The sequence below is a fragment of the Streptomyces sp. NPDC110618 genome (assembly GCF_055657065.1).
The window spans coordinates 107660-124482 of sequence record NZ_JBVKBN010000009.1 but is presented as its reverse complement, the minus strand read 5'-3'; the positions used below and the strand labels follow the sequence as shown (position 1 = coordinate 124482).

Genomic DNA, 16823 nt, shown 5'->3' with positions numbered 1-16823 from the left:
CCGTGGATGCACGGCGAACCGGGGCGTGAGGGGGCGCGCGGGGTGGGACGCGGTTTGGTCGGAACCGCGTAACCCCGCTGGTCTTCGGGGTCGCGCGCTCACCGTACCAGGGGTGGTTCAGACCGCCGCAGCCACGCTCGAACTCGGGCACACCACCCGGGACTCGGGCATGACGGGACGATCAACGGGCACTCCTCCGTCGCACCGGCAGCCCGAACCGGCGGACGGGGCGGCACGCTCATGGCTGTCGACCAGGCACTCCCCGGCTCCGGCCGATCGGGCCGCGGGGAGTTGGAGCCGCTGTCCGGTGCGGCGGCGGGGTGGGCCGAACCGGTCATGGACAGCGGGGCATTCGGGCACGGACGGGAGATCATCCGGTCAACTGCCCGCGCGTACTCGTGGGGCGCGGGCAGGAGTCAGGCGCGTCGGAGCGGGGGTACGGGCCGACGGACCCGGACTTGGGCCGCACGGGCGGGGTGGGCTCATGCGGCGGGGGTGGGCGGGGTGGGCCTGGGGATCGGTGCGCGTGGTCGGGCCTTCGGGCGCGGATCAGGGCGCGGGCGTACGGCCTTTGCTGTGCCGGAGGGGTGAAGGGCACGGTCGTACGGTCTTGTGTGCCGGAGGGGGTTGAGGGGCACGGTTGTACGGCCTTTGCCGGGCCCGGAGAGGGTGAGGGGCGCGGTTGTACGGCGGATTCGGGCAGGTGAGCCCGGGACGGAGCGGCACGCGGGACGGGTGGGGCGTGCGGACGCCGGGGCCTGGGTGGACTGGGTGGCCACGGTGACCTCGACGGCATGGGTGGCCTGGATGGCCTGGGTTCAGTGGCCTGGGTTCACAGGCCGTGGTCGGCCGGGCAGGCGCTGGGGTGGCCGGGCGGCGACGGTGGTCGCTCTGCGCGGCAGCCGGGGGTGGGGCTGCGGGAAGGTGGCCGTGGCCTCCGGGTGGGGTCTCCGGGGGCCGCGGCGATCGTGGGGAAGCTGTTCGCCGGCCGGGGTTTCCGGGGCGAGTGGGGCGCGGGCCGGGGCTTCCGGGACCGGGGCGATCGTCGGGAAGTGATCCGCCGGCCGGGGTTTCCGGGGCGAGTGGGGCGCGGGCCGGGGCTTCCGGGACCGGGGCGATCGTCGGGAAGTGATCCGCCTGCCGGGGTTTCCGGGGCGAGTCGGGCGCGGGCCGGGGCTTCCGGGTGGGTCTCCGGGGCCGGGGTGTGCGTGGGGAAGTGCGTCGTCGGCCAGGGCTTCCGGGCGGTTGATCCGGGTGGGCCGTGGGCCTGGCGGGTTGGCGCGAGTGGCGTCAGGGCTGGGCCGGTGTGTTGACGCGAGTGGCGTCAGGGCTGGGCCGGTGTGTTGACGCGGTGGTGTCAGAGGGCCGCTGCCGCGATGCGTGGGGGTGGGGCGAACTCGGTGCGGGGCCTGGGGAGGTCGAGGGGTGGGCGGACGGGGGGCGTGTCGTGGCCGGCCAGGCGGGCGGTGTGCTGGAGGCGGGTCACCGCGACGACGGCCAGGGCCGCGCGGAGGGTGGCGAGGCCGCGCAGGCCGTCGGGGCGCTGGCCGGTCAGCAGGGCGATCCGCTGGAGCCTGCGGTCCAGGGTGTTGCGGTGGATTCCCAGGCGCAGACAGGCCCGGTGGCGTACTCCGTCCGCGGCGATGAGGGCCGCGAGGGTGTCCCAGAGCACGGGTTGCTCGTGCAGGGGCTCGACCATGCGGACGAGGCGCTCGGAGACGGCGGGGTTGGCGGCGGCGCCGTACTCGACCAGGACGTCGTCGAGTTCGTACACGCCGGGCGGTGAGCCGAGGGCGAGGAGGGTGGCGCAGATGCCGTCGACGACCGACAGCCCGCTGTCGTCGGGCAGGTCCCGTACGCCGTCGCGGCCGGTGTGGGGGTCCTGCCAGTGGACGGCGATCCACACCTCGCCCGGGAGGTCCTGGTGCGCGGCGCGGGCCAGCGCGAGGGCCTCGTCCTGGTCGGCGGCGCTGAGCAGCACGTGGGCGCCCTCGGGCGAGCCGAGCACCGTGGCGACGGCGTGGCGCCGGAAGGCCCGCTCGATGTCGGCGCGGGTACAGGACGGCGCGCGGACGCCGAGCACCGCGCAGGTGTCGGGGGTGGGTGCCGACTCCGGCGCCGGAGGTTCCGGGCGCGGCGGTTCGGCCTCGGCGTGGGCGTTGTCGTCGGCCGCGATCTCGAAGAAGCCGCAGCTCAGTTCGCGGCCGACCCGGCGTCCCGCGTCGCCCAGGCGCAGCACGGTGACCTCGTACTTGAGGAAGTCCTGCTCCTGGCCGCCGACGGTGAGGTGGTTGATGAGCCGGCGCGTCATCGTGCGTAGCATGGCGAGCAGTTCGTCGACCGATCCGCCGCGTCGCGCCCAGGCACGGCCCTCGCCGCGGATCCGGGCCGCGCTCTCGGTGCTCCAGTCCCCCTGGCCCGAGACCACCTCGGTCAGAGCGGAGAACAGCTCCCACTGGACTCTGCGCCGAGCGTCGTCGGCGTCGTCGTTCCCCATGGCCCCTTCGGCCGGGAACAGCTGGTCGGGCTCGGGTGTCGCCGCCGCGTATGTCCTCATGTCCGGTCAGCAAAGACCACGAACATCAAAGGTGCATCAAAGCTCGCTCAGAGAGCGCTCGGAATCCTGAACCACTCGATCACCCCTGTGCCATCATGACCACAACGGCAAGTGATTCCTGTCTCCTTCGACTCGGCGGCGGATATCGGGAGCAGATATCGGCGGCACAGGTCCGAACTCACTCCGATGGTGCGACACACACGATGACCAGAAGCGACACGTCAGCGAAGTCCACGGTGCTCGTCGTGGAGGACGAGTCCAGCATCGCCTCCATGCTGACGATGGCGCTCCAGTTCATGGGCTTCGAGGTGGTCACCGCGGCGTACGGGGCCGAGGCCCTCGACCGCGCCGCGAAGCATGCCCCGGACGTGATCCTGCTGGACGTGGTCCTGCCCGACATGGACGGCTTCGAGGTCTGCCGGCGGCTGCGCGGCACCGGTGTGAACGCGCCCGTACTGTTCCTGACCGCGCGGGACGCCGTCTCCGACAAGATCCGCGGCCTGGAACTGGCCGACGACTATGTGACCAAGCCGTTCGACCTCAACGAGGTGGTGGCGCGCATACGCGCGGTGATGCGCCGCGGCCGTGAGATAGCACCGGCCAACAGCCGCAGACTGCGCGCGGGTTGGGTGGAGCTGGACCGTGACACGCGCGAGGTGTGGCGGCACGGCCGGCCGGTGCAGCTGTCGTCGACGGAGTTCGCGCTGCTGCAGTACCTGCTGGAGAACGCCGACCACGTGATCTCCAAGGCACAGATGCTCGACAACGTGTGGAGCTACGACTTCCAGGGCGAGTCGGGCATCGTCGAGACGTACATCTACTACCTGCGCCGCAAGCTCGGGGACACCGACCAGACCCTCATCCACACCGTTCGCGGAGCGGGGTACCTGGTGCGCACCAGCCCTCCCGCACAGGTCACGGAGGACTGAGCCGATGCCCACCGCCACCGGCGCCGTGCCGGTCCGCCGCGCCGCGGCGCCGAGCCGTCCCGCGCCCGGCCGGATGCCCCGCCGGTTCACCCGGGCGCTTCTCGCCCTCGCCTGCGTCGGCGTGCTCGCCACGCTGACGTGTGCCGCGCTCTCCCCGGCCGACCGTTTCCGGGGCCACCCCGTGCTGCAGCCCGTCGCGTTGGCCGTGGCGGCCGCCCCCTCTCCCCCGGCCGGGGTGGCCGACACCGCGGGAACCACGACGCACCACGGCCCTGTCCTCCCCAAGGCCGCCGCGGGTACGGACACCGCGGGACACACGGCGCTGTGCTCCCTGGCGCGGGCCGGACTCGCCCTCACCGTCTCGGCGTTCCTGCTGCTCCTGCTCGGCGCCCTGTGGTGCAAGCGGCGCACACTGGTGCCCATCCGGGAGATGACCCGCGCCGCCCGCCGGATCGCGGAGGGCGGCGAGCAGCCCTCCGCACGGCTCCCCGAGGTCCGGCGGCCGCCGCGGGAGCTCCAGAGCACCGCCGACACACTCAACTTCCTGCTCCGGCGTATCGAGGAGGGCGCCGTGCGGCGCAAGCAGGCGGAACTGCGGCTGCACGAACTGGTCGGCGCGGCCAGTCATGAGCTGCGCACCCCGCTGACCACCATCACCGGCTACACCCAACTCGCCCGGATCGGCGCCCTGGACGACCCCCGCCGCCTCGATCACGCGATGCAGCAGGTGCAGCGCGAGATCCAGCGGATGAACCGGCTGGTGGAGGACCTGCTGCTGATCGCCCGGCTCAGCCAGGGCGGGCTGCTCGAACAGCGTCCGGTGGACCTGGCCGAGGTGTGCGCCGACGCGGTGGCCCGGACGCGGTGCTCCGGCGCCCGGCATGCCCTGCGCTGCCGCGCGGAGTCCCCGACGCACCTGGTGGAGGGGGACCGTCACCGGCTGGAGCAGGTGATCGGCCATCTCGTCGCCAATGTGCTGGACCACACGCCCGAGAACACCTCGGCCGAGATACGGCTGCGGCTGGACGACGGCCGCCAGGTGATCGACGTGGTGGACGAGGGCCCGGGCATTCCCGAGGCGGCCCGGGAGCGCGTTTTCGAGCCGTTCTTCCGCGCGCGGCACACGCCGACGGCACCGGACGGCGACCCCTCCCGGGGGCGCGGTCTGGGCCTGAGCGTGGCCGCGGCGGTGGTCAAGGCGCACGGCGGCACGATCTCGCTGCGGCCGTCCGAGCGCGGGGCCTGGTTCCACGTCACGCTGCCGGCGCTCGGCGAACGGGCCCGGCTCGAAGCCGCCCCGGTGGCGCGCGGCGCCCTCTCCTAGCGTTCCAAGCTCTTGGCGGTGACCACCGTCACCCTGCCCGTGTCACGTGGATCACGGGAAAAACCAGGGATTTCCCTAGCCTTCCCCAGCGGGCGGTCCGGCGGCTCCGGGGACGCCGGGAAGCGTCCGCAGCCCTTCCCGCACGGCGGGATCCAGCCGTTCACGGAGCGTGCCGCGCCTCAACTCGCCGTAATGAACTGGGGTTTCACTTGATCGCCGCGGAGCTCGTGGAACATCGCGCGGCGCTGTGCCCGCGTACCGGCGGTTCGTACGGCGGATCCGCCCCGTTGGCCGACGCAGCACCCTCGCTGGTCCGGCCAGACCCACGTCAAGGCGTGTCTACGCGGTCTCACCTGCGATGGTTTGACTGTCAACTTCCGTCGTCCTTCGAAACATCCGAGCCAACCCCTGTAGCCCTGCGAATCACCGAACTTGGGTATCGTGCGGCAGCAAGGCCTTTTCTCGTCGCTTTCACGCGGCGACCTGGACGGACGGTGAGGTGTTCCATCGACGGCCTCCTGGACAGACCTCCGTTCCGGCGGGGCACGCCTGTGCACCCCTTACGGGCACGGCGCGGACCGGCGGCCCTCGGGACTGCGCTCCTGCTGGTCGCGGTGGTCGCCGCGGCGGGGTCGTGCCCGTCCGGCTCCCCTGCCCAGCTCCCGCATCCCGGGCGGCACATACAGCGCTTGCAGGCGGCGCACCCCGCGCCGCGGGAGACCGCGCCCGTGGCAGGGGTTGCCGTGCGCCGGCGGGGTGCGGCCGAGATGAGCGCGGCGGTCGCGAGCACCGGGACCACCACGGCCACGGCCCCCGCCTCCACCCTGTCCACCGCGACCGCCGAGACGGTGACCCGCGGCGGCGACCGCACCGTGATCGCGGCCGCCGGCTCCGCGTCCCGCCGTTCCGGCTCGCCGACCTTCCTCGAACTGATGCTGCTCGTCGTACTGCTGCCCGCCCTGCTCTGGCTGGCGGTACAGCTGTGGCGTGAGCGCGACAGCCGGCGCCGGTCGGAGCAGCGGATCCTGGAGTTCCTGGCCACCGCCGGGCACGAGCTGCGCACTCCGCTCACGGCGATCTCCGGCTATGTGTCGCTGGCCCGCATGGGCGGGCTGGCCGATCCGGAGAAGTTCGACGTGGCGATGGACCGGATGACCGACGAGACCAGACGTATGTCGGCGCTGCTCGACGAGTTGGTGCTGCTCGCCCGCCTCGACCTGCGCCAGCCCCTGCACCGCGAACCGGTGAACCTGGCCCGGCTGTGCCGTGAGGCGGTGGCCGACGCGCAGGCCTCCTCGCCGCACCACCCGATCCGGCTCACCATCCTGCCGGGCCAGTACTCGGTGATCGGCGACCGGGACCGCCTCTACCAGGTGGTCGCCAATCTGCTGGCCAACGTCCGCCACCACACACCCGCGGGTACCCGTACCGTCCTCGGTCTCGGCAACGAGGACGGCCACCGGGTCATCGAGGTGATCGACGACGGGCCGGGCATACCGCCCGAGTTGCGGGAGACCGCCTTCGACCGTTTCGTGCACGGCGGCAAGCCGACCGCGCCGGTGCCGAAGGAGGCCTCCGGCGGCGGCAACGGTCTCGGGCTGAGCGTCGCGGCGGCGGTCATCGCCGCCCACGACGGCACGCTGACGCTGGAACCGAGCGAGCGCGGCGCCTGGTTCCGCATCCGGTTGCCCGCCTGACGGCGCGTTCCGCTTGTGTGTCCCTCGGTGCCATCCCAGGGCCTCCGGGCCCGGCCGGGCCCGCCCGAAGTGCTTTGACGGATATTCAACATCACGAATTCGCGGAGCAATTATCCGAATTCACCGGGGGTCGTCGCCCGCGCCACCGCACGTTGCGGCACTGAGTGCCCGACGATGTTGCGAACGGGTGCAAATTCGCCGACCCGTGAGAAGATCCCGGGGATCACCGCGCCGATCCGTTTTCCCGCGATCCTGCGGAATGCTCTTCACACTCTCCCAACATGCCCGCGAGCAAATGAAATCGACATTTGAGCTTTACTTGAGGGCGGTATGAACTGGCCAAACCGGGGCCAAAGCGGACCGAGACGGACTCCGCTCTCCTTTTTCGCGGAGGACACCGAGAACGACTTCGGCCCTTTCTCCGGAGCCAGAAGTTCACACAATAGCCACAGTTGACAGCTATAATCACCGACGTTGTGCGTGTGACCGACGCCAACCAAGTGCACAGAACAGACGGCCGCTCACCAAGCGGCGAAAGCGCTTATTCCCGTCCTGCTGCACACCGGACCGCGTCGGCCATTGTCACACCGTCCCCGTCCGTCAACCCCCCGCCATGACCGCCCCCACACAGAACATCCGGTGGCACCGTGAATCTCGTTCCGGCACCGTCAGACACGCGCCGCCACAACCGCGGCCGCGCCAACCCCCGTTCACCGCTGTCGGGCAAGCGCTTGCACAGCGCCGGGGGTGAACCCCGGTGAGCGCCACGGGTCCTCTCCCGTCGGCGCCCGGCGCCCGGCTGCTGCGCGAACGCGCCGCGCAGGACGGACTCGCGCCGCTGTACGGGCGGGAGGCCGAACAGGCGGCCCTGGTGCACCTGGTGACCCGGCTGGCCGCCGGCCAGGCAGGCGTCACCGTGCTGCACGGGGTCCCCGGCAGCGGACGCAGCAAGCTCCTGCGCCGCGGCGTCGCCTTCGCCCGCGCGGTCGGCGTGCAGGTGCTCACCGCACTGGGGTCGGCACCGGCGGCCCACACCCCGTACGCCTTCGTGGCCCAACTGCGTCCGCGGGCCTCCGCGTCCGCCGCGGCCCGGACCGCGCCGTACGGGGAGGGTTCCGTGGCGGACCGGTGCCGCGCCCTGCTGGCCGCCGCCCACCGGCCGACGCTGCTCGCACTGGACGACGTGCACTGGGCGGACGCCGAATCCGTCGAGGTCATCGGGGCGTTGCTGCGGCGGCTCGGCTCGGCGCCGCTCGGTGTGCTGATGACCGTCACCGGCACCCGCGGCGAGTTCCCCGACCGCTGCGCCGCGCTGGTCGACCAGGCGGCCTTCTGCCAGGACGGCGGGGGCCCGCTGCTGGAACTGGGGCCGCTCGGCGCCCCGGAGGTCCGCTCGCTGTTCGGCGCGACGGGACTGCCCGAGCCGGCCGGGCCGCGCGATGCGTGGTGGGAGCACGCCGTACGGATCAGCCGGGGCAGCCCCTGGCTGCTGCGCCGGGCCCTGGACGAACTGCGGCGCGAGCCGGGCGAGATGACCCCGGGCCAGCTCCGGACGGCGTTCGCCGAGGGGATCGAGACGGCCCGCTCGGAGCTGGCGGCCCAGACGGTGGCCCGGCTGGACGAGGCGCCGCTGACGCTGCTGCGCGGCCTGATGGTGTGCCGGGGACTGGTGCCCGTGGACCGGGTGGCCGCGCTCGTGGGCCTCGGCGAACCCGAAGTGCCCGGCGCACTGCGGGCGTTGCGGGCGTACGGGCTGATCGACCACGGTGACCCGCCGCGGCCCGCGCTCACCGAGCGCGCCGCCTGCGTGCTGGCCGGGCTGTCCAGTGCGACCCGGGCACGGCTGCGCGCGGACGCCGCCCGCTGGGCCCAGCGCTGCGACGCCGCCGAGGAGGACGTGGCCGCGCTGCTGCTGAGCACCGAACCGCTGGGCGACCCCTGGGTGGCGTCGGTGCTGCGGCGCGCCGCCCGGCTGCGGCTCGTCCAGGGCCGCCCGGCGGAGGCGGCCGCGCTGCTGGAGCGCGCGCTGCGCGAGCCGCTCGCCGGGGCGGAGCGCGCCGAGGTGCTGCTGGAGGCCGCCGAGGCGTACGCGGTGACCGCGCCGGAGGCGGCGCAGGTGCGGATCGCCGAGCTGATGTCGGGCCCGCCGCCCGGCGCCCGGCTCCGGGCGGCCACCACCGACCTGGTCCTCGCCCGGGGCGAGCCGGTGTTCGAGTCGGCGGCGCCCGTCCTGTCGTACGACGACGACAGCGCGCGGCCCGCGTTCCCCTCCGTCCTCGACGGCGGGGAGCGGACGCGGGACCTGCTGCGGTGGGCGAAGGGCGCCGCTCCGGACGACGTGTTACCGGCGGACCGCCCGGCCGCTGCCCACTGCCGGGGCGCCGAGGGACCCGCGCACCGCGGTGGTCCGGCCGCCCCGCGCCGGGCACGGCCCGGTGGGCGGCGCACCGCCGCGGACGTGGCGCACGGGCCCCTCCCGGCCCCGGCCGACCCGTGCCGGGGCACGGCGGACCCCGGGTTCGATCCGACGGTCCTCGCGGCCGACGCATGGCGGCAGGCGATGCGCGGGCACGACGCCGCCGCCGTACGGGAGATGAGTCTGCGGGTACTGCGGGCGCCGCTGGACGGGCCGCTGTACCCGCGGTTCGCGGCGGTGTCCGTGCTGTCGCTCGCGGACGCGCACGCCGCGGCGCGCGACGCGCTGGACGCCACGCTCGCCGAGGCCGGCAAGCGGGCCAGCCCGACCGTCGTCGCCCGGGGGCTGATGCTGCGGGCGCGGCTGAACCTGCGGGCGGGCGACCCGGACACCGCCGCCCGCGACCTGGCCGCCTGCCGTGCCCTGGCGCCCCTGCACGCCTGGCATCCCAGTCGGCTGACCGCGCTGCGGGCGGCGCAGATCCGGGTGCTCATCGCCCGGGAGCGGTTCGCCGACGCCGACCGGCTGGCCTCGGTGGAACTGCCTCCGTGCGCGGAGGAGTGCAGCGCCTGGACCGAGCTGCTCTACAGCCGCGCGCAGCTCATGCTGTGCCGGGGGCGGCCCCGGCAGGCGCTCGCCGAGGCCGAGGAGTGCGGCCGGCGGCTGACCGCACGGAGCTGGCGCAACCCGGCACTGCTGGCGTGGCGTTCCCTCGCGGCGCTGGCCCACCTCGGCTGCGGCGACGAGGAGCGGGCGGCCGAGCTGTTCGCCGAGGAGCTGCGGCTGGCCGAGCGCTGGGGCACCGACTCGGCGCTCGCCTGGACCGAGCTGCGCCGGGGCCTGGCCTCCCCCGCCCCGCAGGCGGCCCGGCTCACCGAGCGCGCGCTGCGCCGGCTCGGCCACAGCCCGGCGGCGCGCCGGTTCGCGCAGGCCCTCGTCACTCGGGAGACTGCCGGGCTGCACCCGCCGCCCCGGGCGGACACCGCGTCGGCGGTCCGGTTCGGCGACCCCGTACGGGCGACCTGACGTCACCGGCCGACGTACCGCCCCGTCCACCCCCCATGCTCAACCACACCGCACGAGGAGGCCGCTGGCATGTTGCTTGAGCGGCAGAACGAACTGAAGGTGGCGGCCGAGGCCCTGCGGCTCGCCCAGCACGGCAGCGGATCGCTCGTCGTGATCAGCGGCCCGCCGGGCTCGGGCAAGTCCGCGCTGCTGACGGAGATCGGCGAACTCGCGGTGCGGCTCACCGCCGGACCGTCGTCCGGTGCGGCGCCCGCGCCCCGCGCCCTGGTGATGCGCGCCTACGCCGCCCCGGCCGAGCGCGACTTCCCCCTCGGTGTGACCCGGCAGCTGCTGGAGCCGGTGCTGACGTCCGGCTCCTTCGTGGCCCGGTGGTGCTCCGGGCCCGCGCGGGCCGCCCTCGCGTTCCTCCAGGGCGACACCGAGTCGCCCCGGCAGCGGGCGGCGACGGCCGTGCGGGCGCTGCTGTCGATGGTGGAGAACATCACCCACGACCGGGTGCCGGTGCTCCTCGTCGACGATGTGCACTGGGCCGACGAGGAATCGCTGCAGTGGCTGGACCAGTTGGTCAAACAGGTCACCCAGCGGCGGATCCTGGTCGCGGTCACGCTCTGCGAGGGCGAGCCCGCGGCGGAGCGGCAGGGGGTCCGGCCGCTCGCCGCCGCCGAGCACACCCTGCTGCCCGCGCCGCTCGGCCCGGACTCCGTCGACGGGATGCTGCTGGAGCGGCTGGGCGTGCCCGCCGACCCGGAGTTCACGACGGCCTGCCACGAGGCCACGCGGGGCAATCCGCTGCACCTGGTGTCGCTGCTCCAGGAGTGCCAGACCCGCGGCGTGGCGCCGGTGGCGGCCGAGGCGCCCGCGGTGGCCGCGCTCGTACCGCCCGCGCTGCGCCGCCGGCTCCTGCAGTGCCTGCGGGAGCAGCCCCCGTACGTGCTCGCGGCGGCCCGGTCGCTGATGGTGCTCGGCGAGGACGCCGACCGGCAGATGGTGGGCGAACTGGCCGGGCTGGACCCGGTGGACCTGGACGAGAGCCTGTGGCGGCTGCGCAGGCTGGCGCTGGTCACCCGGCAGGACACGCTGCGGCTGGCCCATCGGGCGGTGCACGAGGTCATCGAGGAGGGCACCTCCCCGGACGAGCGCAACCGGCTGCATCTGCGGGCCGCCGCGCTGCTGCGCTACCGGGGCGGTGCGCCCGAGCGGGTCGCCGGTCATCTCCTGGCCACGACCGCGCAGTTGGACGACGACGCGGTGGCCGTGCTGCGGCGCGCCGCCGACGCCGCGGTACGGCGTGGGGCGCCCGAGGCCGCCGCCCGCTATCTGCGCCGGACCCTGCGCGACATCCCGCCGCACAGCAAGGCGCGGGCCGGGCTGCTGGTGGAACTGGCCCAGGTGGAGCGCAGTTTCGCGCCTTCGGTGGCCGTGCGCCATGTGGCGCAGGCCTTCCCGCTGCTGCCCGGCCCGGTGGCGCGCGCGACGGCACTGGCGGCGCTGACGCCCGTGGCGCCGGCGGCCACCCTGCTGTCGCTCACCGATCTGCTGCGGCGCACGGCGGACGAACTCGGCGCGGCGGACGCCCTCGCGGGCCCCGGCGGCCCGCCGGCCGCCCACCGCTCGCTGCGCCAGCGGTTGCAGGCGCGGATGTACTACCTGTGCGAGAACGACCCGGAAGTGCTCGCGTCGGCCGCGGACCGGCTGTCCCGGCTGGACGAACCGCCCGAGACGGCCACCGGTGACCAGCGGGAGCTGCTGGTCGCCCTGCTGCACGCGGCGACCGTCTCCGCGGGCCTGCCCGCCGCCCGCGTGGGAGCGCTCGCACACCGGGTCCTGGACCACGAACCCGCCTCCGCCGCGCACGTCCACACCATGCTGCCGCTGCTGGTGCCGATAGCGGTCGCCGCGGACTCGGTGGCCGGGCTGCTGCCCTGGCTGGACAAGGCCCTGGTGGACGCCGTGCGCCGGGGCGGCAGGCTGGAGGAGTCGGTCGTCCTGGCCGAACAGGCGCTGGTGCTGCTCGCCCAGGGCCGGCTGGCGGCCGCGCGGGAACGGGCGGTACGGGCCGGGGCCGCCGTCGCCCCCGAGGAGGCCACCACGCTGTCGGCGCTGGCCCTGGTCGCCGTGGCGCTGCGGGCGCGGGAGCCCGAACTGGTCGCCGCGGTCCCGGAACGTTTTCGCGGACTGCACGAGAACTGCGAACTCGCCGCGCTGCTCACCCTGGTGCGCGGCATGGAGGCGGAGACCCGCGGCGATCCGGGCGCGGCCGTGGAGCACTACCTGGACGCCGGGTACGCCCTGGACCGGGCGGGCTGGCGCAACCCCCTGGTGGTGCCCGCGGCCTACTGGGCGGCCCGCGCCCTGCACCGCACCGGCGAGAGCGACCGTGCCGAGCAGCTGTCCGAGCAGTACCTGGAGCAGGCCCGGCGCTGGGGCGCCCCCTCGGCGCTCGGCCGGGCGCTGGCACTGCGGGCCGTGGTGGGCGAGCAGGCCGCAGCGCCGGGACTGCTGCGCGAGGCCGCCGGGGTGCTGGAATCCTCCACCGATCTGCACCTGCGAGCGTCGGTACTGCTTCGCCTCGCGGAGACGGTGGCACCCCGTCACGCCACCGAGGCGGAGGCCGCGCTGCGCCGCTGTCTGGAGCTGGCCGTGGAGTGCGGCGCGGAGCGCATCGCCGGGCGGGCGCAGGAACTGCTCGGCCCGGCGGCGACCGGCACCACCGCCCGCACCCCGCTCACCTCCGCGGAACGGCTCGTGGCGCGGATGGCCGTCCAGGGGCTGACCAACCAGGCCATCGCCGACTCCCTCGGCGTCTCCCGCCGGGCCGTGGAGAAGCACCTGACCAACTGCTACCGCAAGATGTCCACCTCCGGCCGCTCCGGCCTGGCCACCGCCCTCGCGGAGGCGGGCCTCCTGGACGGTACCGACAGCCCGGGCGACCCGGCGGATGCGGTACGACCGCAGGGGGCGGCGTAACGGGGCGAGGCGCTCCGCGCTGAGGCGGGTGGTTCGGCGGCCTTGGGGTAGGCGGGGGCCTGCTGCCTGTGCGGGGGACGGTGGACACGGCGGCTGGTCCAGGCGGTCCCAGCGTGCGGCGGCGCGCGGGCGCGGGCAGCTGCCGAGGGGCTGGGCCGCCCGGCGTCCGGGGTTGGGCCCAGGCGCCTGCCATCTGCTCGGGGACCAGGAACGGGGCGGCGATCCGAAAGCCCCAGCGCGGCGGGAGTGCGCGGGCGCGGGCCGCCCGGCGCCCTTCCGTCAGGCCTGGAGCTGCCGGCCATGCGGTCACCCCATGGCGGGTGCTTGTACGCGGACCCAGGTCGGGGCCACCCGACCCTCTGGTCAGGCCCAGGCCTGCCGACTGCGCGGCCAGTAGGCGCGGCGGCGGTGCGCTGGCGCGAGCCGGTGCCGGGGGCGCGAGCCGGTGCCGGGGGCGCGGAAAGTCCGGCGCCCTCTGGTCAGGCCGGGCCTTGCCGTCCGTGCCGGAACCGGCGGGCGCGGCGCGTTCCCAGCGGTCCTCGGCGCGGGCCCGGTCCCGTGCCGAGGACCTGGGCCGCCCGGCATCCCCCGTCGGGCCGGGGCCTGCCAGCCGTGCCGGGACTGGTTGACGGGGTAGCGGTCCCCACAGGCCGCGGCCCGGGCACACGCCCGTGCCAGGGCGCGGGAAGTCCGGCACCCTCCCGACAGGCCCAGGCCAGCCGACTGCGCGAGGGCCCGTAGACACCGTGGCGGTTCCAGCGGGACATGGGCCCAATCCCGGCCGGAAGCCGTGCCGCCCCACGCCCTCCCGACAGGCCCAGGCCAGCCGACTGCGCGGGGACCCGTAGACACGGCAGCGGTCCCAGCAGGCCACGGGCCCAATCCCGGCCGGAAGCCGTGCCGCCCCACGCCCTCCCGACAGGCCCAGGCCAGCCGACTGCGCGGGGACCCGTAGACACGGCAGCGGTCCCAGCGGGCCACGGGCCCGTGTCTGTGCCGGGGAATGGGCTGCCGGCGTCCCCGTCAGGCTGGGGCCTGCCAGCTGTGTGGGGAGCGGTAGGCGCGGTGGCGGTCCAGGCGGTCCCAGCGGGCGGTGGTGCGGGGGTGCGGGGCGGTGTCGGGGGTGTGGGCCGCGGCGGCGCGGGACAGGAGGAGGGCCGTCAGGGCCGCCAGTTCCTCGTCGTCGGCCACGCCCCGCTCGATCCGTACCAGCGCGGGGTTCTGGGGGTCGGTCACGGGTGCCTCCTCCTCAGCCGGCCTGGGGGGCGGGCTGGGTGGCGAAGTGTTTGTCGAGGAGCCGCAGCACGTCGGCGGCGCGGCTGTTGAGGTAGAAGTGGCCGCCGGGCAGGACGTGCAGGTCGAAGCCGGCGGTGGTGTGGCCGCGCCAGTCGTCGGCCTCGTCCACGGAGGTCTTGGGGTCGCTGTCGCCGACGATCGCGGTGACCGGGCAGGCCACCGTGGCGCCCGGTTCGCAGCGGTAGGTCTCCACCGCCTTGTAGTCGCCGCGCAGCGCCGGGAGGATCATCCGGATCAACTCCTCGTCGCCGAGCAGCCGGTCGTCGGTGCCGCTCATCGCCTTGACCTCGGCGATGATGCCGTCGTCGCCCCGCTGGTGCACGTTCTCGTCGCGGTATCGGGAGGGCGCGCGGCGGCCGGAGGCGAAGAGGCGTACCGGGCCGCCGCCGTCCCGTTCGAACCGCCGGGCCACCTCGAAGGCGACAAGCGCGCCCATGCTGTGCCCGAAGAAGGTCAGGGGGCGGTCGTCCCAGCCGCGCAGGGCGCCGTGCACCCGGTCCGCGAGGGTGGCGATGTCGTCGATCAGCGGCTCGGCCCGGCGGTCCTGGCGGCCCGGGTACTGCACGGCGACGACGTCGACGCGCGGGCTGAGGGCCGCGGCGACGGGGAGGTAGTAGCTGGCCGAGCCGCCCGCGTGGGGGAAGCAGACCAGACGGTGGGGGGCCTCGGGAGCCGGGTGGAAGCGCCGGCACCACAGGCCGTCGTCGGCGGGGGAAACGCTCACGCTGCTCGTCCGTCCTTCGTTGGCGTGTTGTGGCGCCACTATCCGTCAGCGGCGCGGTGCCGAAAGGCGCGGCGGGGCGAAGTCTGGGCGTTTCCCCTGTCCTTGGCCGCGAACGCCGGTTGCGCGTTGTGCGGGCGTACGGGCCGGTGGCATAAAGCTGATCGCCGGCCCGCGGATCGACGCGGCCGACGCCCCCCCGAGGAGTTCCCATGCCCACCATCCCGGATGCCCTGCCCACGAGCGGTGCGGCGGCCCCGCGGTGAGCGGCGGCGCGGGCGGCAGGCTCTTCGCCGTCAGCGATCTGCATGTCGCCTACGAGCCGAACCGTGCCGTCGTACGCGGGCTGCGGCCGCCCGATCCGTCCGACTGGCTGATCGTCGCCGGTGACATCGGCGAGCTGGCCGCGGACGTGGAGTGGGTGCTCGGGCTGCTCGCCGAGCGGTTCGCGAAGGTGGTGTGGGTGCCGGGCAACCACGAGCTGTGGACGCACCCCGACGACCCGGTGACCCTGCGCGGCGAGGCCCGCTACCGGCACCTGGTCGAACTGTGCCGCTCCCTGGGGGTGCTGACTCCCGAGGACCCGTACGTCACCTGGCCGGGCCCGGACGGGCCGGTGCTGATCGCGCCGCTGTTCCTGCTGTACGACTACTCGTTCCTGCCGCCCGGGGTGGTGAGCCGCGCCGACGCGCTGGCCCGCGCCGAGAAGGCGGGGGTCGTCGCCACCGACGAGTTCCTGCTGCACAGCGACCCCTACCCCGGCCGGGCCGCCTGGTGCCGGGCACGCCTGGAGTACACCCGGCAGCGGCTGGACGCCTGTCCCCCGGACCTGCCCACCGTGCTGGTCAACCACTTCCCGCTGGTGCGCGAGCCCACCCGGATCCTGCGCTACCCGGAGTTCGCCCTGTGGTGCGGCACCACCGCCACCCACGACTGGCACCGCCGCTACCGGGCGGCGACCGTCGTCTACGGCCATCTGCACATCCCCCGCACCACCTGGCACGACGGCGTGCCGCACCGCGAGGTGTCCCTGGGCTATCCCCGCGAGTGGCAGGCCCGCGGTATGCCCGATCCCCTGTTGCGCGAGATCCTCCCGAGGCGAGGTGCCCGATGACGGCCCTGATGCGCCGACTTCTGCCGGACATCGCCGAAGTGACCGAGGTCCGTGGCGAGTTGTCGGCGCCGCCCCTGTTCCCGGAGGAGGAGGCGGTGGTCGCCCGGTCGGTGGACGGGCGACGGCGCGAGTTCGCCACCACCCGGCGCTGTGCGCGGCTGTCGCTGGCCGCGCTGGGCCTGACGGCGCGGCCGCTGCTGCCGGGGCCGAGGGGTGAGCCGCTGTGGCCGGAGGGAGTGGTGGGCGCGCTCTCGCACTGCGCCGGTTACCGGGTGGCGGCCGTCGCCCGCGCCACCGACCTGGCGGCGCTCGGCATCGACGCGGAGACGGCCGGACCGCTGCCCGACGGCGTGCTGGAGGCCGTGTCGCTGCCCGCTGAGCGCGCCGAACTGGCCCGGCTGCGGGCGGTGGAGCCCCAAGTGCCGTGGGACCGGGTGCTGTTCAGCGCGAAGGAGTCGGTCTACAAGGCGTGGTTCCCCTCGGCCCGTTCGATGCTCGGCTTCGACCAGGCTCGGCTGAGCCTCACCGTCGCACCGTACGCCGAGGGGAGCGGGGTGCGGGGCACGTTCTCGGCGCGGCTGCTGGTGCCGCTGCCGCCCGCGTTCGCCGACGCGGTCGGCGGGCCCGTGCTGGAGGGGGCCTGGCTGGTCGACGCGGGTCTGGTGCTCACCGCGATCGCCGCACCCGTACGCCGTACGGCCGAGGAACCCGGCAACGAGCCGTCCGCGTACGCCTCCCGGCCGCCCGCACCCGCCTAGTTCCCGCGTCCGCGGCGG

10 protein-coding genes are annotated in these 16823 nt (G+C 74.8%); 7 read left to right on the top strand and 3 right to left on the bottom strand.

The window, feature by feature from the left end:
- Positions 1-1357: 1357 nt before the first annotated feature.
- On the bottom strand, positions 1358-2557 hold the full coding sequence (locus ACZ7L7_RS17765; RefSeq protein WP_285511720.1) for a helix-turn-helix domain-containing protein: 1200 nt from the start codon (positions 2555-2557) through the stop codon (positions 1358-1360).
- Positions 2558-2760: 203 nt separating this feature from the next.
- Here ACZ7L7_RS17765 and ACZ7L7_RS17760 point away from each other — a divergent pair, with 203 nt between their 5' ends.
- The 5 genes from ACZ7L7_RS17760 (at position 2761) to ACZ7L7_RS17740 (ending at position 12916) form a co-directional block, all read left to right on the top strand.
- Positions 2761-3486 carry a response regulator transcription factor gene (locus tag ACZ7L7_RS17760; protein ID WP_285511719.1) on the top strand — a complete coding sequence of 242 codons (726 nt, stop codon included), beginning with the start codon at positions 2761-2763 and terminating at the stop codon, positions 3484-3486.
- Between the two features lie 4 nt (positions 3487-3490).
- Positions 3491-4810 (top strand): sensor histidine kinase, encoded by a 1320-nt coding sequence (locus ACZ7L7_RS17755; RefSeq protein ID WP_285511718.1) that lies wholly within the window; start codon positions 3491-3493, stop codon positions 4808-4810.
- A gap of 767 nt (positions 4811-5577) precedes the next feature.
- The gene (locus ACZ7L7_RS17750; RefSeq protein ID WP_285511717.1) at positions 5578-6507 is read left to right on the top strand and encodes a sensor histidine kinase; all 930 of its coding nucleotides are present in this window, start codon (positions 5578-5580) and stop codon (positions 6505-6507) included.
- A 757-nt stretch (positions 6508-7264) separates the two neighbouring features.
- A complete protein-coding gene (locus ACZ7L7_RS17745; RefSeq protein ID WP_472076411.1) occupies positions 7265-9949 on the top strand; it encodes an AAA family ATPase in 2685 nt (894 codons plus the stop codon).
- A gap of 69 nt (positions 9950-10018) precedes the next feature.
- Complete coding sequence (locus ACZ7L7_RS17740) at positions 10019-12916, top strand: AAA family ATPase (protein ID WP_453605686.1); 2898 nt, start codon at positions 10019-10021, stop codon at positions 12914-12916.
- Between the two features lie 1023 nt (positions 12917-13939).
- Here the strand turns inward: ACZ7L7_RS17740 and ACZ7L7_RS17735 are convergent.
- Both ACZ7L7_RS17735 and ACZ7L7_RS17730 read right to left on the bottom strand, forming a co-directional pair.
- Complete coding sequence (locus tag ACZ7L7_RS17735) at positions 13940-14152, bottom strand: acyl-CoA carboxylase epsilon subunit (RefSeq protein WP_285511714.1); 213 nt, start codon at positions 14150-14152, stop codon at positions 13940-13942.
- A 13-nt stretch (positions 14153-14165) separates the two neighbouring features.
- Positions 14166-14936 carry a thioesterase II family protein gene (locus ACZ7L7_RS17730; RefSeq protein WP_285511713.1) on the bottom strand — a complete coding sequence of 257 codons (771 nt, stop codon included), beginning with the start codon at positions 14934-14936 and terminating at the stop codon, positions 14166-14168.
- 259 nt (positions 14937-15195) lie between these two features.
- On the opposite strand from ACZ7L7_RS17730, the gene ACZ7L7_RS17725 reads away from it, so the two are divergent.
- A complete protein-coding gene (locus ACZ7L7_RS17725; RefSeq protein ID WP_285511712.1) occupies positions 15196-16047 on the top strand; it encodes a metallophosphoesterase family protein in 852 nt (283 codons plus the stop codon).
- A complete protein-coding gene (locus ACZ7L7_RS17720; RefSeq protein WP_285511711.1) occupies positions 16044-16805 on the top strand; it encodes a 4'-phosphopantetheinyl transferase family protein in 762 nt (253 codons plus the stop codon). Before ACZ7L7_RS17725 ends, ACZ7L7_RS17720 begins: the two co-directional genes overlap by 4 nt.
- The last annotated feature ends 18 nt before the right edge of the window (positions 16806-16823 follow it).

Excerpts from the sequence above, each read along its gene's own strand:
- ACZ7L7_RS17750 (WP_285511717.1), top strand. The coding sequence starts at position 5,578 with ATGAGCGCGGCGGTCGCGAGCACCGGGACCACCACGGCCACGGCCCCC.
- ACZ7L7_RS17760 (WP_285511719.1), top strand. The coding sequence starts at position 2,761 with ATGACCAGAAGCGACACGTCAGCGAAGTCCACGGTGCTCGTCGTGGAG.
- ACZ7L7_RS17765 (WP_285511720.1), bottom strand. The coding sequence starts at position 2,557 with ATGAGGACATACGCGGCGGCGACACCCGAGCCCGACCAGCTGTTCCCG.
- ACZ7L7_RS17740 (WP_453605686.1), top strand. The coding sequence starts at position 10,019 with ATGTTGCTTGAGCGGCAGAACGAACTGAAGGTGGCGGCCGAGGCCCTG.
- ACZ7L7_RS17755 (WP_285511718.1), top strand. The coding sequence starts at position 3,491 with ATGCCCACCGCCACCGGCGCCGTGCCGGTCCGCCGCGCCGCGGCGCCG.
- ACZ7L7_RS17720 (WP_285511711.1), top strand. The coding sequence starts at position 16,044 with ATGACGGCCCTGATGCGCCGACTTCTGCCGGACATCGCCGAAGTGACC.